Here is a 14,900-nt window from a genome sequence, read left to right as displayed (position 1 = left end):
CCCCAAATCGGTCCTAGGACTTTAACTTTGGGTTGGAGTTTCCCGAATGGCGGTGATCGCGCCGTGGCTCTCCACCTGCGCGGCGAGCATGTCGGCCTTCATCTTGTTGATGCCGGTGAGCAGTACAACGGGCACCTCGTCGAACATCTGCTTGACGTTGTTGCGGTTCAGCGCGAGCATGTGCTGGAGGCACGAAATCACTTCTTCTGTCTTCTTGCCCGGGTCGGTCAACACCAGGTCGTAGAACTTGTCGTCGTCGTGCCGGGAATACGTATTGAACGCCTTGGACTGCAACTCGCCGTCGGCGGTTGCGATCGGAATCGTGCGATCGCACTCCTCGCATAGCAGCCCCACGGAGTTTTCGTTGTAGAAATTCAGGTGATTGCAGAAACCGCAGCGCACCTGCATGACCTTGAGCATGCGGCCGTTTTCAACCGGGATCATTCGGTGACACTCGATGCAGTCAAAGCTCTCTTGAGCTTCTTCGGTGAGCGTGTTGGTGGCACTGCAATAGGGACATACGCTCTTAAACGTGGTGACCTTGCGGGCCTGGGTGAACTCATACGCGGCGTACCCGATGGCCACGAGCCCGCCCACCATGAGGATCAGACCGACATACATAAGCATGCCCTTGTAGGCATAGAGCAGGAGTCCGAACAAGAAGGCGGCGAGGCCGCAACCTCCGTAAATGAGGACCTGCGTGGCAAACTCCTCAACGACGTCCGAGCTTCGCTTGGCTTTCGACATGACTCTATTCCATACACGAAAAATCGTGCATGTCCAAGCAGACGGTCAAAAATTGCGGTTAGCCGCCGGAATTCTCGGTCACCGGGCCCTGATTCCCGGCCGGAATGATGAGCACGTTGCCCGGCTCTTGCTCCAAAAAGCTGATGTTCAGCGCAATCGCGATGTCGGTGAGCGCCTCGGCCACGGTGCGATCCTCAAACCCAAGGGCGAGCGGCATGTCATTGACGCCCGGCGCGAGTTGGAACTGAACTCCGGATTGCAAGCTGATCTTGTTGAGCACTTGCACCAGCGAGCTTTCGCTGGCCTCGAGGCTTACGCGTCGCTCCATCGGTGTGAGCGGCTTCGGCGCTGCTTGCGGCGCCGGGTTGGATTGCGTGCCAAAGTTTTGATGCGCGGTTTCGTCCGGCCCCGCGGCTGGCTTGGGTTCCAGGCCCGAGTTGACCACCGGATTGTTGACCACCACCTCCGTCGGCTTGGCCGCGGGAGGCGCAAACGCGAATCGGGAGAAAGCGTAGGTCATGGTGAAGAACGCGAGCAGCCCGACCGTCCACCAAATCTGCGGCGTGGAGTTGCTCCGCACGGGCCGCGCCTCAAATGCCGGCGGCGTGGCCGCCGCGACGGGTGCGACGGGCCGGTTCGCACGGATGCCATTGACCAGACGGATGCGCTTGTGCATTTCGTCGCGATGCTGCGGGTAGCGCTTACAAAACGACTCGGTGGCCGCCGCTTCGTTCTGGTCGGCGATGAGCCACATGAGGTCGTCAACGCTGGGGTCAATCGGCTTCATGCGTCCATCTCCTCGTAGAGTTTGCGGAACCGTTCGCGAGCGCGGAACAGGCGAGTCTTCGCCGCGTTCTCGTTGCAGCCGAGGCTCTCGGCGATCTCGGACAGGCTCAGGTCGTCCCAATAAAACAGAAGCAGAATAGCGCGGTCGGAGGGCGATAGTTGACTCATCGCCTGGGCGACGACCGGGTCGGACATCGCATGGCCGTTTTCGCCGGCCAGATGCTGAGCGTGATCGAGCTCGACGAATCGGTAGCGGAACCTCGACGCGCGCCCGTGCTGAATGCTGCGGTTCACCGCAATTCGATAGATCCAGGTGCTCAGGCGGCTGCGCTTGTCGAAGCGGCCCAGATTTCGGTAGACCAGCGTGAAAATTTCCTGGGTCGCGTCGGCGGCTTCCTCAGCGTCGAGAAGGACGCCCTGCGCGATGTGATGAACCTTGCCGTAAAATCGCGTGTAGATCTGGTGAAACGCCGATTCGTCACCCGCCAAGAAACGCTCCACGAGGCGGATGTCCTCGTCGTAGGCCCAAGATTCGGCGGTGTCAATTCTCAAGCTGATCAAGACTCCTGTTTAGACTCGCTTTGAACCCGAAACGTTACAGAACAGGTTCAACGCTGCCCGGAGATGCGCCGTTCGAATTCGTGCTGGACGTACACGCCGCTCCAGATGTTCGCCCCGACGAGCAACACCGCCAGACCCATCGCGACGGGCAGGAACTTGGCTTTGGTCCACCCGGCCAGACCAATCGCAAAGAGGGTCCCGAACACCGAGATCGCGGGGAAGAGATAGCGACTTTGCGCCTGGAAGTACGTGAGATTGAACTGCAAGTACTGCGCCAGCACGAACAAGGCAAATGCCCAGGCGAGCATGCGGTACGACTTCGGCACTTCGTTGCCGTCGCGGCGAAACATCAGGGTGCCCACAACCAGCAGCAGCGCGCCCGCAAAAAGCAGTCGGTACACCTGGTGGCCGTAAAAGATGTCCATGCTGCCCATCGCGCCGAAGAACGAGCGGGCCGTCCACCAGCCAAACATGTCCACCCAAAAGTCTCGCGGACCAAGGACGGCCGCCATTTCCATGGACTTGGGACTGCCCGCGAAGGCTTCCTTGAAAATCTTCAGGCCGAGCGGGTCGCCGTAGAGCGAGTTGTTGCGCAGAAGCCACCACCCGGCGAGCAGCATCGAGCCGAACACGACGATGCTGAACATCTGGGTCATGACCTTGATGTCCTTGGTCGGACGCATGAACACGGCCAGCATCGCGACCGGAATCATGAGCACGCCGCTCATTTTGGTGAGGATCGCCAGGGCTGCGAGCACGGCGACGATCGCCGCATCTCGCAACGTGGAATCAGGCTTAATCAGCCGCAGACACCACGCGAAGCCCCACGTGCAGAAGCAGTAAAGGAGCGCGTCGTTGGTGATCGCCGAGTTCAGCGCAATGAACATGGGGTTGAGCCCCACAAACATGGCCGCGGCCGCGCCGATGTCGTCGCGCTCCAATCCCCAGCGACCCACGAAAAACACGCCGAGGAGGGTGATGACGCCGACGACCACGTTGAGATAACGAATGCGCTTCCCGCTCGCAAGTTCGGGGTCCGCACCGGAAAGCTTCGCCCAGCCCGTGGCCAGAAGGTAGTAGGTTGGCGGTTGGTGACTTTGGTAGGTTTCGCCAAAGTCGGGCGTGCCGGGTCGCAGCACGGGGATGGTCCCCTCGGTGCGGAGGTGCCGAATGTAGTTGGCGTGCTGCCGCTCGTCGGGGTTGCCGATTTCGCTCGACGGCGTCATTCGTTGGTTGAACAAGAAGCCGCTCTGGCGGTAGGGAGTGGTGGTCGCGGTCCAACTCGCCAAGGCAAAGAATGCAACAAGAATGAAAAAGAGAAGCGAGTTGGCGCGCATTTTCGTTAAATGAACTGTACGAATTCTAGCCGCTTTGGACTAGAATGCGATTGAGGAATCATTCCGATGAACAAATTTGCAGTAACAGGTATCGCCGTCATCGCAATCGCGGTGATCGCTGGCTTCGCCGCCGCGCCCAGTCTCAGCGACGTGGTCGGCAAAATTCACGCTCAAGAAGCACTGACCGTCACGCTCTCGGCCACGCCGATGGGCGGCTCGCCCAGCGTCACCGAGTTCGCCTTCGCCAAGCCGAACAAGGCGCGTATCGATAACGAAGATCAAACGATCGTCGCCGATGGCAACAACATGACGGTGTACATGAAGAAGATGAAGAAGTACTACACCAAGCCGCAAAGCGAAAAGGCTCTGAGCATGCTGCTCACCGCCGACGAAATGCGCATGTGGACGGCCTTCTTCAACAAGAACGCATTCAACGGGTTTACAAGCAAGGCGGGCGCAACCGTCAACCGCAAGGGCAAGAAGCTCAACGAAATCTCGATCGTGCTTGACGCGCAAAAGGGTCGCACCCTGACTCTGATGGTGGACCCGGCGACCAACTTCCCGGCCGTGCAAGTCGTCGCCGTGAAGGGCAAGGACAACCTGACCACGATTATCGAAACGACTTCGATTGCATCGAGCGCTGATGCCTCGGCATTCGTGTTCAAGGCTCCCAAGGGTGCCGATGAAGTGGCCGAAGCCGATCTCATCGCCGTCAAGTGGTACAGCTTCGACGAAGCTCTGGCGATGGCCAAGACCCTCGATCGCAAGGTCTACGTGCACTTCACCGCCGATTGGTGTGGCTGGTGTCGCAAGCTCGAAAACGAGTCCTACGGTACGGAAGAGTTCAAGAACGTGGCGAAGAACTTCGTCCTTTGCCAAGTCGATACGGACAAGGAACCGGAAATCGCGCAGCGCTATGGCGTCGGCGGCATTCCCGACCTGCGTGTGCTAGACAAGGAAGGCAACGAGCTCGCCAAGATGGTGGGTTACCGCCCGACCGCGCAGCTGATCTCGGAGCTCGAAAAGTTCAAGTAAGCCAGTCGGTTGGCAAAAAATCGATCCCCGGCTAAAAAAAGCCGGGGATTTTCTTTGTTTTCTGCAGGTTCAACTGAACTTACGGAACCTTTTGCGCGATAATACTTGTATCACTCTTTATTCCAAGGAAGGAACGTGAACTCCATGAGGTCGTCTTGCATTACTGTTGCCCTGCTTGCGGTGTTTGGCACCGTAGGTTCGGTCACGTATGCGGGCGACGCCCCGGTTGAGTCGGCCACGAGCGTTGGCGGCAAGACCGCCATGGACCTGATCCGCCTCGAAACGGGTTCCCCCAGCGTCATTCTCCGCAACGCCGGCGTCCTGCCCGGTTCGGAGCAAGTCGAAGTTGATGGTCGTCTGTTGCGACGCGGCACCGACTACAGCATTGACAATGGCTCGGGCGTGGTCTACCTCATGTTCCCGCCCAAGACCGGCCAATCCGCGCGGGTCACTTACCGATTTGATTTGACGCTCGCGGGCAAGTATGCCGACGCGAGCAAGAAGCTGGGCGTCGCGAACGCACTGACCTTCAACCTCACCGGCGGTAGCAAAATGGTGATGGGCCTGGGCATGGCGGAGCGCGGGGCAGATGGCAGCATCACGAGCTCGAACCTGCTCGGCTTGCGCAACAATTTCAGCATGGGTGGCGGAGTCCGGATGTCCGGCTTCATGGGCGTCACTCAGCGCAAGAAAGTCCAGTCTAGCTCGATGATCGAGACCGGGCAAAAGGACGCCGCGGTCAACGAAGAAGCCAGCCAGGCGATGATCCAAAACATGGATTGGTCGCTCGGTCCCGGCAAGCTTTCGCTGGATTACCAAGATATCGGCTCCAAGTTCGACGGCGTCAGCACGCTCATGGCGAGCGGCTATACCGAAGGTGAGGCGAGTGCCTTCGCCAAGGAAAAGGGCCTTAAGCGCAGCGGCGTGCAAGGCAAGGACCTGAAGGTCGGCGGCCTGAGCTTTAGCGGCGCGCAGCGAATGGTGACCGACGGCAACAACGAAATCGATTGGCGTAGCTATTCGGTCAAGGCCGGTGCGTTCGAAGCAAGCTTCGACCGTCGCCAAGTGGACAAGCAGTTTAAGCGCTTTAAGGACCTTAAGGAAGGCGATCGCAACGAATTGGCCAAGGAAGCTGGGCTCACCCGCGAAAACGTCGGTTTCGGGTTTAAGTCCGGTGCAAGCAACTTCTCGGCCTCGAATATGGTCGTGAAGGACGAAGCCGGCGCCGGTTTCGCCCGCAACAACTACACTGCGCAGTTCGGCAAGTACAAGATTTCCTTGGGGCACCAATCGGTGGACCAAGGCTTTACCAATTTCAACGGTCTGCGCGAAGGCGACCGCGGGCAACTGGCCCGCGAACGCGGCCTCAATCGCGACACCCTCGCCTTTGAAGGCAACGGCTTAAAGTACGCCACTTCGAGCGTAAGCGAAGACGCCAATGGGTCGGAGTTCGAAGCGCAAGACATCACGCTTGGCGCGAAGGGCTTTAGCTTCACGCGCATCCTTCGCAGTCGCGACAAGAAGTTCGAGGCGCTGGGCTCGATGGCTGACGGCGAACTTGACGGTCACGTCAAGAGCATCGCGATGATGTACGAGCCGCAAGATTTTTGGGTGAAGCCCGAGAGTCGCATGGAACTCGTCAACGGCGCGCGGATTGACCGCGAAATGAACCGTCTGCAATGGACGCCCAAAACCGGGATCAATCTCATCGCCGATACCATTAAGCTCGGCGGCGAAAAGGGCAACGGGGAAGTCAACCGCTTTGGTTTGCAAACCAAGAACGCGAGCTATAGCTTTAAGCAACAGAAGTTCGACGGATCGTTTAGCGAGGCGGCGAGCCTCATGGAGTTTGAGCGCCAACGCCTTGGCGTGGACGCCGGTCTGAACAAGACCGACCAAAGCATGAGCCTGCAAATGGGCAAAAGCGGCCAACTGAACGCCTCGACGATGTCGGCCAATATCGACGGCCAGGGCTCGGCCAGCAAAACTCAAGTCGGATTTAAGGGCAAGGGCCTCGAGTTCAGCGCCAACCAGCGCGAGGTCGGCAGCGGATTTGAAGCCGTGAACAACCTCGTGGACCCCGAGCGCGACCTGATGCGGAGCCTGCGCGGCTACAAGCAAAAGGACTACGCCCTCAATTGGAGCATGATTCGCGGCCTTGGCCTGAGCATGAAGCAGTCGGACAGCTACAACGAGGAGACCAAGACTTCGCGGATGTTCGGCGAGCAAGTGCTTGGCTTCCAACCCGACGCGCAAACCAAGTTTGAACTCTTCAAGTTCCGCCAGCAAGACATGGTCGGAGCCGAACTCTCGTACCTCAACACGATTGACCGGTTGAGCGTGGCGCGCCAAATGCGCAACTTGACGGCCAAGTACGAGTCCGAGCGCGTGACGTTTGACGGCACGCAAACGACCGCGCCGAGTTCGGACCGCCGCACGTTTGGGATCACCGCGCAGGTGGATCCCAAGACGAGCATCGGTACCGAGCAAACGCGCATCGAGTTTAGCGACGGCAGCAACGACCAAATTTCGAGCCACTCGATCAGCAAGGACATCAACGGCAAGGTGGGCGTTTCGGTTACCGAAACCAGCGTGAATCGAAGCGGCGATCGCCCCGACGAGCAAAACCGCAACTACGGAGTGTGGATTGACCTCGGCTCGGGTCTGCGCCTGAACTACGGCCAGGTTCGCGCCACCAACAGCACGGCGGCGGGCACCATGTCCAGCCAAGCCAGTCTCACCGGCGGCACGGTTGGCAACGTCAAGATTGACAATGCGGCCTACAACGACCAGCGATGGGACGGCACGCGCTACCAGTCCACGGGCAACGTCGGCTTTGGTTTGGTCCGACCCATGAATCTGGGTCTGTTCCGCAACTTCACTTTCGGCCTCAAGGCGGACACCTTCCGCGATTACCAGCGCTTCCAACGCGAAAACCGCTGGGTTGGCGCGGCGGCCAGCATTCTCGGCACGGACGTCAAGTTCGATTACAATTCGCAGATCGCACCGACCGGTGAACGCGCCATCGACCGCTCGTTCCGATTCGGCACGCCGAAGTCGGACAAGTCTCCGCTGAGCCTCGCTGTATTCTATAAGGTGCGCACGATGCCCAGCCAAAAGTCGTTCGCCATCCGCGATTACAACTTGAGTTGGAAGCCGACGAAGGGCGTCTCGCTGACGCACCAACTGCAAACGAACCCCGAAGTCGCGCGCGGCGACATGTTGCTCGGTAGCCTTCCGCAAGCGGCGCGAAGCTCCAAGTGGCGCCTCGACTTTAATGGGAGTGCGGCCACAAAACTCGGCCTCGCATGGGACGAATTCCGCGACGATACGAGCAAGAATCTCAGTCGCGTCGCCGGCCTGAACATGACTCTGTTCAGCAACAATCCTTCGCCGTTGAACCTGTACTACGGGTTCGAGCACAACGAAAAGGGCAACCACAAGCGCACGGCGCACCGCTATCATCTGCGGTTCGACCAGCGTCCTGGGCCGAACCAATCGCTCAGCCTGTTCCTGGGCAACGTCAGCTGGCAAAACAGCCGTGACGCGCAGTTTAAGGTACAGAACTGGAGCGCGCGCGGCGAGTTCTCCGTTCGGTTCTGATACCAGGTTTTCGCGGATTCCCCTCCGCCAAAACCGATCTTGGGGTACTTAAAGAGCGTCTAATGAACGTGCTCAAGCGATCATCAATTGCCTTTTTGGCGCTGGCTAGTGCCCTGGCCACGGCGCAAAACCGCCAAACGGTTCCCATCGACCTCGGTCGAGTGCAGACAATTCAGCCCGATTACGTGGCGATGATTGACGCCAAGGGCAACCGCGTGACACCATGGCAAGCTGTGTCTCCGGGTATCGGCGTCGAAGTTCCGGCGTGGCTCATGGCGTTCGATTCAATGAGCACGAACACGACGAGCTTCAATTCGTACAGCAGTTTCTATGGCGCGCACACCACGCCGCGCCACTTTGGGCTCGCGAAGAAGACCTTCATGGCCGCCAACGACATGAATGTGCGCACGAGCACGATCGGCGGCATCGCCAAGCGAGTGCGCTGCGGCATGGTGTGGCAGCCGTCGGGTGGGCCGCAAAACCTGGTGATCAAGTTCTACACCAGCAAGACGTGTGACATTGATCCGGCCGCCGAAGGGCCGGCGATAGGCACTAAGTACAGCGGCATCATCATCAAAAAGCTGGCGCAAGCGCCGAGCGCGCAGCTCGTGGTGGATGCCGACCTAGGCAACTTGGCGGGCGGCGTTCCGATTCCGCGAGTGCAAGGCGGCGGCGTCATCACCGAGTTCGGGACGACCGATGCCAATGGTGACTTCGCCGAGATCCCGCTCGGAACGTGGGCCGCGCAACCCTTGCTCAGCAACATGAACTCGCCGAGCGAACCCTACTTCCCGGGCTCAAATCCGAGTTCAAGCGGCGAATACGATTGGGAAGACGACACCCAGAATTCGCCTTCGATTCCGCAACCCAACTACTTTTTTGAGGACTACACCAACACGACGGCGAACGGCTTCTTCCCGTATGCGGAGCAGTATTCCAACAACACCGGCTCGGTGGCGGCGGGCGGCATTCTGCAGCCGAGCACCGCGCTGTTTGTTGATACGAACATGCGCACGATTAGCGGCACTCTCACTTTCAGCAACTACGTGAGCTTTGGCCCGCTTCCGGTGACCGCCGTGGTTAGCGTGTACGAGCAGTCCACCGGTGCGCTCCTGCAGGCCATGGAGGTTCCGCTCAGCCCGACCAAGGGCTACCTGGTGCCCGACCCGAAGCCCAACACCGGCGGCACCTACAAGGTGACGGTAAAGGTGACGCACTGGCTCGCGAAGGCGACCAGCAACGTGGTGACCACGGGCGGCAATACGGTCGTGAACGTGACCCTGCCGGTGAACGGCGACATCACCAACGACAACATTATTGACATCGCGGACTACACGCAGCTCGCCACCGCGTTCGACAAATCCGCCAGCGACTTTGATTGGCTGATCGCCAACGAGGAGGGCTACCGCCCGTTCGACAGCGATATCAACGGCGACAGCATCATCGACGTGGCTGACTACTCAATTCTCGCCAGCGGCTTCGACGGGGTGGGCGACTAGCAACTGGGCGGTAATCACCGCCGCCAGCAGTAGCGCCGCGAGCAGCATGAAGCCGGTGAGGAACTGGCCCGGCTGGCTCGCGGCGACCGCTTCGACCAGCTTAGGGCCGACGATTCCGCCCACGCATCCGCCGGTGATGACAAAGCTCATCACGCGGCTATTGTTCGGGCGCACGTGGCCGAGCCAATCGAGGCCGACGGGGAAGAAAGGCCCGAGTGCAAATCCGGCAAGAACCACTCCCCAAGGCAAAAGCCCCGGAAGGTAGCAGAGCAGCATGGCCGCGACCGCGGCCATGGCGATGACGGTGAGGCTTTTGCGTGCGGGAAGTCGGTCGGCAACCGCGGCGTAGGCAAAGCGCGAGATGACCAGTCCTCCCCAAAATCCTGCCGACCACAACGCGGCTTGCTCGGTCGTAAATCCTTTGGCTTCGAGGAGCTTAGCAAACCCCGCGCCGACACCGACCTCGACCATGACGTAACAAAAGTACATGGCCACAAACGCGGGGACCACGGCTCCGCCCGAAACTTTGCCACTCGATTCCTCGGTATGGGGCAACGTCGTCGGCCCGACGAGAAAATGGCTGACCAGGGCAAAGGAGGCCAGAGCGGCAAGCCCGGCGAGCACGACCGGGTAGCGACCGATCTGCGCTAAGGCAAACGGCGCGAGCACCGAGCCGATGGCAAACATGCCGTTTAACAGGTTGAGCATCAGGCCGCGCCGGGCCGCAAACTTGAAGGAGAACAATGCGTTCTCGCCGAGGTCAATCAGCCCGAAGCTCAGCCCCAAACAAAATGCCGCGACCAGCACCATGCCCCACGCCGGAGCAAACCCCAGCGCCAAGCTGGCCAAGCTAAACAGTAAGCACCCGAGCACCATCAGCGGAGTGGCCGGGATGCGGCGCATGAGCGCGGGCAACACAAGCAACCCCAGCACGGCACCCACGAAGTGCAACTGCACCATCAGGGCGGTGTCGCCGAGCTCCACTCCAAAGCGCTTTTCGAGCGGAGTGCGCATCGGACCGTACATTCCCGCGATGCCGCCGATCGCAAGGAACGAGCTGTATCCGGCCAGCGCCAACCAACGGGGACCTTGCGGCCGAGAAAAGAGATCGCTCAAGAGCCCTTATTGTACGCCCCTGAAACAAAGATAGCCCACCCCGAGGGGCGGGCTAACAAGTTGAACGTCTGCTTAGCGTCCGCTGCGATAGGCCGACCAAGCGCTATCCATGCGGTTCGATTGGCCGGTCGTGAACTTGTACATACACGAATCATCCGTGTAGTCCATAAAGTTCTCAATCGGGTCGTTGCCAGGATAGTTTGCCCCGCTACACGTGTTGCGTCCGGAAGGACAGCCGTACGCGGCCGATCGCTCGGCGTTGGTATCGGTCACGTAGTCGCCGCCGGTTTGGCTGCAACCGCCTTGGAAGGTGTGATACAAGCCCATCCAGTGGCCGACTTCGTGCGTGCCGGTGTCGCCCAAGTTATAGGGTGCCGCGCTGCCGCCGGGCATGGATTGGTTGAGAATCACAACCCCATCCATCTTCGGGTTACCGGCGTACTCCCACGGGAAGGTTGCCCAGCCCAAGAGGCCGCCGCCAATGTTGGCCACGTAAATGTTCAGGTCGTCCGCTGTGCCTCGTCGCAGAGCGTTCTTGGCGTTCCTTTCGGCGGTCGAGCCGTAGGCCATGGTGTACCAACTCGCGTTGTTGGTGCGGTCAACGCCACCGTTGACAAAAGTGAAGCGCGTGTTGACACCGCCGGTGGATCCGCCGTAGGCGTTGTTCAGCACGTTCATCTGGTTGTTGATCCAGGTAGTGGAAACGTTGCCGGCCGAGCCGTTGTAGATCACGTGCCAGTAAACAGTAATGGTTCCGCCGACGGCTCGCGACGAAAGCGATGCCTTGAGGTCGGTTTCGACCGCGCTCTTGACTCGCTCGGACGGATCCGGCGTAGCGCAGCGAATGTTCTTGGCTTCCAAGACTTCAATTTCTGCAAGATTCTCGCGGGTATCGGTGGTGGAAGCGCCTTGGCCGCCACAACTGATAAGTGCGATGCCGCCTCCCAAAGCGGCGAGTGATAACCCAAAAGTTTGAATCAACTTCATGTTTAACCCTGAGGGCACCGTTGCCCTTGAGGCATTGTAAAACAATTCTTATGAAAATCGGGGCAACTCCCTTATTTTTTTACTAGGCCCGGCAAAATTATCTGGCCGCCCGAACGTTCAACACTCGGGTAAATCTAACCTATGATCCTCGCCGCTCTATGTCTTTCGCTCGCGCCCGGTCAAGCGGCGGAGTGGACGTGCCCCATTCCGGGCCAGTCTCCTGTCATCCGCATGCGGACGCTGCCTGCGCTCGGCAAGGATCGGCCGATTGCGATGAGCGTCACCGAGATTCCGCACGAAGTGCTGGACATTTGGGCCTTGCGCCTCGATGAGGAGCAACTCGGCGAAGAGGCAAAGGTCATCAGTCGGCCGAGCAAGCCGTATGCGGTTATCTTCACGGGGTTTGGCCACGACGGATTCCCGGCGAACTGCATCAGCTTTCACGGCGCGCTCAAGTTTTGCGACTGGCTGAGCAAGCGCACAAAGCGTAAGTTCCGCCTGCCCACCCAAACCGAATGGATTTTCGCGTGCAAGGCCAACGAGAAGCCGCCCAAGAACATGGACGACGTGGCCTGGCACTGGGACAATGCCGAGGACGCCACGCACCCGATCGGCAAGAAGAAGCCGAATGGGTTTGGCCTGTTCGATATGTACGGAAATGTGGGCGAGTGGGCAACCAAAGCCGATGGTTCGCCCGTCCTGATGGGTGGTTCGTGGCGAACAAAGCCGAAGGCCCTGCGCGCGGATTATGCCGAAGAGTATTCTCCCGATTGGAACATGGCCGATCCGCAAAACCCAAAGTCCAAGTGGTGGCTCGCGAACGGACAATTTGTGGGTCTGCGGCTAGTTTGTGAACTGGAGGAATAGTAAACCAATGTCATTGAGTCGAAGAGAATTTGTCGCGGCTACTGCCGTAACCGGGGCCATGTTGGCCACTGAGGGTGTTTTCGCGGGCGAAGTTCGCTCCGCCGCTAAGATCAAGGTCGGCCTCATTGGCTGCGGCGGACGGGGCAGCGGCGCGGCTCGCGACTGTATGGCCGCGGACAAGGATTTTGAACTCTACGCCGTGGGTGACCTGTTTGAGGATCGCCTGAACCAAGGCATGGGCTGGATGGGCGACATTCCCGCCGCGCAGATGAACGTCGGCAACCGAAAGTTCACCGGCTTTGATGCCTACAAGCAAGTCATTGATAGCGGCGTGGACGTGATTATTCTCACGACGCCTCCGGGCTTCCGCCCGCGCCACTTCAGCGCCGCTATTGAGGCCGGTAAGCATGTGTTCATGGAAAAGCCGGTCGCCGTGGACCCCACCGGGATTCGCATGGTGATGGCCGCCGCCGAAATGGCGAAGAAGAAGAATCTGACTGTCGTCGCCGGCACTCAGCGCCGCCACGACGTAGCTTACAACCAGTGCATCAGCCGCATCAAGAAGGGCGAAATCGGCGAGGTTGTCGCGATGAACTGCTACTGGAACCAGGGCGGTCTGTGGAAGGTGGATCGGGCGGCCAACATGTCCGACACCGAATGGATGATCCGCAATTGGCTGTATTTCACCATGCTCAGTGGCGACCATATCGCCGAGCAGCACATCCACAACATCGACGTGTGCAACTGGGTCATGGGCGAACACCCGGTGAGCGCGATGTCGCTCGCCGGTCGCCAGGTTCGTACCGGTGGCGACTACGGCCACGTGTTCGACCACTTCGCCACCGAGTTTGTCTATGCCAACGGCGTGAAGATGATCTCCATGTGCCGCCAAATTGATGGCTGCGATGGCCGCGTGAGCGAGCACATCGTCGGCTCGAAGGGCATCAGCAACGCCAACACCAGCATCAAGGCGGGCAAGAAGGCGTGGCGCTTCGAGGGCGATCGCCCCAACCCCTATGTGCTGGAGCACGTGCGACTGGCGAAGTCCATCAAGGCGGACGAGGGCTTTAACGAGGGCAAGCAGGTTGCCGAGAGTACGCTCACCGCGATCATGGGCCGCATGGCGGGCTATTCGGGCAAGCTGATTACGTGGGACGACGCGATGAAGTCGGACCTCAAGCTCATGCCCGACGACATGGGCTTTGGCAGCATGCCGATGCCCGCGGTCGCGATTCCGGGCCGCTAACGACTCTCAGGGAACGGTAAGGCAACGGCGCGAGCCTTTGCCTTACCGACCCACAACTGCTTGCCCATTGCTTCGGTGCGCAGTAAACCCGTAGCGATTGGGCCGAGGCGCGGACTCACCGCGACCTGCTGAGTGGACCCGCACACTTGGCCGTCCGGGTCGGTGATGTCCGCCAAATTTTCAATGGGATCCTCCAGCAGAAGCCCTACTCGCGAGCGGTTGACGTGGCCACGCGAGTAGATGCGCATGAGGATTTCCTGGCCGGTGTAACACCCTTTTTCGTAGTGCACGGTTTGGCCGACAAACCATTCGCCGAGTTCGGCGACGAGCGTTTTCTCGGTCGTGTCGATGCCCATGACGGGCCAACCCGATTCCATGCGCAGGAGGTCTTGCGCCAAGGGGGTGAGGGAAGTATGATGCTCCCCTTCGATGGGGAGCGCGAAGTCAAATCCGCCCAGTCCAAATCGATCGTGCCACCAGCCATCGGCGGGCAGGTCACTCGCCAGCGGACCTTGCGCCGACCAGACCCTCACGTTTGGCATCGCGAGTTCGACATCCTCCAGAATCACGAACCTCTGGACGCGCTCCTGGAGGGCGTAGGCGCTGGTGACGTCGGCGATCACGGTTGTGTCGCGCTCGCCCCAGTAGAGGCGTCCGTAGCCCTGAATCTGGCCGGTTGCGCTGGCGATCGCAAAAGCGGTGGAGTCGCCGGGACGCGCGGGAAGGAGGTTTTGCGTCAGCTGGCCTTGCAGCCAATCAAGGTGATCGTCCCCCGAAAAAACAAGCAGGCGGTCATTCGTGCGAAAGACCACCTGCTCGGTTCGAGCTTGATTGTAACTGGCGACGTCGTCTGCTTGCAGGTTGAGAATCACGACTTTGAGGGTCGAATTTCATCCTGATCCGCTTCGCGGCTGTCGTCGTTCATCGCGCGATCCAGGTCACGCTTGCCTTCGTCGAGGCCCTTTTTCAGTTCGCCTACGCCCTTGCCGACGCCGCGCATCAGTTCGGGAATTTTGCGTCCGCCAAAGAAGATCAGCACGAGTACGACAATGATCAGCAGTTCTTGAGTGCCGAAGCCAAGGGCGAGGAAGGAGGACATATTCATCAAGTTACCTC

Annotated in this window: 13 protein-coding genes; 5 read left to right on the top strand and 8 right to left on the bottom strand. The window is 59.7% G+C overall.

Going from position 1 to position 14,900, the window contains the following annotated elements; all coding sequences use genetic code 11:
• Positions 1-21: 21 nt before the first annotated feature.
• From JNJ45_06395 to JNJ45_06380, 4 genes are read right to left on the bottom strand one after another with little or no spacing between them, the layout of a single operon-like run.
• Entirely contained in the window at positions 22-747 is a 726-nt protein-coding gene (locus tag JNJ45_06395) for a hypothetical protein (GenBank protein MBL8048295.1), read from the bottom strand.
• Positions 748-805: 58 nt separating this feature from the next.
• A complete protein-coding gene (locus tag JNJ45_06390) occupies positions 806-1,534 on the bottom strand; it encodes a hypothetical protein (GenBank protein ID MBL8048294.1) in 729 nt (242 codons plus the stop codon).
• Entirely contained in the window at positions 1,531-2,094 is a 564-nt protein-coding gene (locus JNJ45_06385) for a sigma-70 family RNA polymerase sigma factor (GenBank protein MBL8048293.1), read from the bottom strand. The genes JNJ45_06390 and JNJ45_06385 overlap by 4 nt, the downstream gene beginning before the upstream one ends.
• 47 nt (positions 2,095-2,141) lie before the next feature.
• Positions 2,142-3,431, bottom strand: a complete 1,290-nt coding sequence (locus JNJ45_06380; protein MBL8048292.1) for a glycosyltransferase family 39 protein — start codon at positions 3,429-3,431, stop codon at positions 2,142-2,144.
• A gap of 66 nt (positions 3,432-3,497) precedes the next feature.
• Here JNJ45_06380 and JNJ45_06375 point away from each other — a divergent pair, with 66 nt between their 5' ends.
• From JNJ45_06375 to JNJ45_06365, 3 genes are all read left to right on the top strand, one after another.
• Entirely contained in the window at positions 3,498-4,466 is a 969-nt protein-coding gene (locus tag JNJ45_06375; protein ID MBL8048291.1) for a thioredoxin family protein, read from the top strand.
• A 144-nt stretch (positions 4,467-4,610) separates the two neighbouring features.
• On the top strand, positions 4,611-8,069 hold the full coding sequence (locus tag JNJ45_06370) for a hypothetical protein (GenBank protein ID MBL8048290.1): 3,459 nt from the start codon (positions 4,611-4,613) through the stop codon (positions 8,067-8,069).
• Between the two features lie 62 nt (positions 8,070-8,131).
• The gene (locus JNJ45_06365) at positions 8,132-9,568 is read left to right on the top strand and encodes a hypothetical protein (protein MBL8048289.1); all 1,437 of its coding nucleotides are present in this window, start codon (positions 8,132-8,134) and stop codon (positions 9,566-9,568) included.
• Here the strand turns inward: JNJ45_06365 and JNJ45_06360 are convergent.
• Entirely contained in the window at positions 9,530-10,684 is a 1,155-nt protein-coding gene (locus tag JNJ45_06360) for an MFS transporter (GenBank protein MBL8048288.1), read from the bottom strand. The genes JNJ45_06365 and JNJ45_06360 overlap by 39 nt on opposite strands.
• Before the next feature lie 72 nt (positions 10,685-10,756).
• Complete coding sequence (locus JNJ45_06355; protein MBL8048287.1) at positions 10,757-11,671, bottom strand: zinc metalloprotease; 915 nt, start codon at positions 11,669-11,671, stop codon at positions 10,757-10,759.
• Positions 11,672-11,812: 141 nt separating this feature from the next.
• On the opposite strand from JNJ45_06355, the gene JNJ45_06350 reads away from it, so the two are divergent.
• Together JNJ45_06350 and JNJ45_06345 are read left to right on the top strand one after the other, a co-directional pair.
• On the top strand, positions 11,813-12,538 hold the full coding sequence (locus JNJ45_06350) for an SUMF1/EgtB/PvdO family nonheme iron enzyme (protein ID MBL8048286.1): 726 nt from the start codon (positions 11,813-11,815) through the stop codon (positions 12,536-12,538).
• A gap of 58 nt (positions 12,539-12,596) precedes the next feature.
• A complete protein-coding gene (locus tag JNJ45_06345) occupies positions 12,597-13,784 on the top strand; it encodes a Gfo/Idh/MocA family oxidoreductase (protein ID MBL8048285.1) in 1,188 nt (395 codons plus the stop codon).
• Here the strand turns inward: JNJ45_06345 and JNJ45_06340 are convergent.
• Together JNJ45_06340 and JNJ45_06335 are read right to left on the bottom strand one after the other, a co-directional pair.
• Positions 13,781-14,656, bottom strand: a complete 876-nt coding sequence (locus tag JNJ45_06340) for a hypothetical protein (protein ID MBL8048284.1) — start codon at positions 14,654-14,656, stop codon at positions 13,781-13,783. The two genes, JNJ45_06345 and JNJ45_06340, sit on opposite strands and share 4 nt — an antisense overlap.
• Positions 14,653-14,883, bottom strand: coding sequence for a twin-arginine translocase TatA/TatE family subunit (locus JNJ45_06335; protein ID MBL8048283.1), 231 nt, complete (start codon positions 14,881-14,883; stop codon positions 14,653-14,655). The genes JNJ45_06340 and JNJ45_06335 overlap by 4 nt, the downstream gene beginning before the upstream one ends.
• Between the last annotated feature and the right edge of the window lie 17 nt (positions 14,884-14,900).

Origin of the sequence: Chthonomonas sp. (genome assembly GCA_016788425.1) — a bacterium.
In the GTDB taxonomy this organism is placed as follows: domain Bacteria; phylum Armatimonadota; class Fimbriimonadia; order Fimbriimonadales; family Fimbriimonadaceae; genus JAEURQ01.
This window is presented reverse-complemented; position numbering and strand designations above follow the sequence as displayed.

Coding starts and splice junctions, on each gene's coding strand:
- JNJ45_06390 (MBL8048294.1), bottom strand. CDS start 1,534: ATGAAGCCGATTGACCCCAGCGTTGACGACCTCATGTGGCTCATCGCC.
- JNJ45_06355 (MBL8048287.1), bottom strand. CDS start 11,671: ATGAAGTTGATTCAAACTTTTGGGTTATCACTCGCCGCTTTGGGAGGC.
- JNJ45_06375 (MBL8048291.1), top strand. CDS start 3,498: ATGAACAAATTTGCAGTAACAGGTATCGCCGTCATCGCAATCGCGGTG.
- JNJ45_06335 (MBL8048283.1), bottom strand. CDS start 14,883: ATGTCCTCCTTCCTCGCCCTTGGCTTCGGCACTCAAGAACTGCTGATC.
- JNJ45_06395 (MBL8048295.1), bottom strand. CDS start 747: ATGTCGAAAGCCAAGCGAAGCTCGGACGTCGTTGAGGAGTTTGCCACG.
- JNJ45_06380 (MBL8048292.1), bottom strand. CDS start 3,431: ATGCGCGCCAACTCGCTTCTCTTTTTCATTCTTGTTGCATTCTTTGCC.
- JNJ45_06350 (MBL8048286.1), top strand. CDS start 11,813: ATGATCCTCGCCGCTCTATGTCTTTCGCTCGCGCCCGGTCAAGCGGCG.
- JNJ45_06370 (MBL8048290.1), top strand. CDS start 4,611: ATGAGGTCGTCTTGCATTACTGTTGCCCTGCTTGCGGTGTTTGGCACC.
- JNJ45_06365 (MBL8048289.1), top strand. CDS start 8,132: ATGAACGTGCTCAAGCGATCATCAATTGCCTTTTTGGCGCTGGCTAGT.
- JNJ45_06345 (MBL8048285.1), top strand. CDS start 12,597: ATGTTGGCCACTGAGGGTGTTTTCGCGGGCGAAGTTCGCTCCGCCGCT.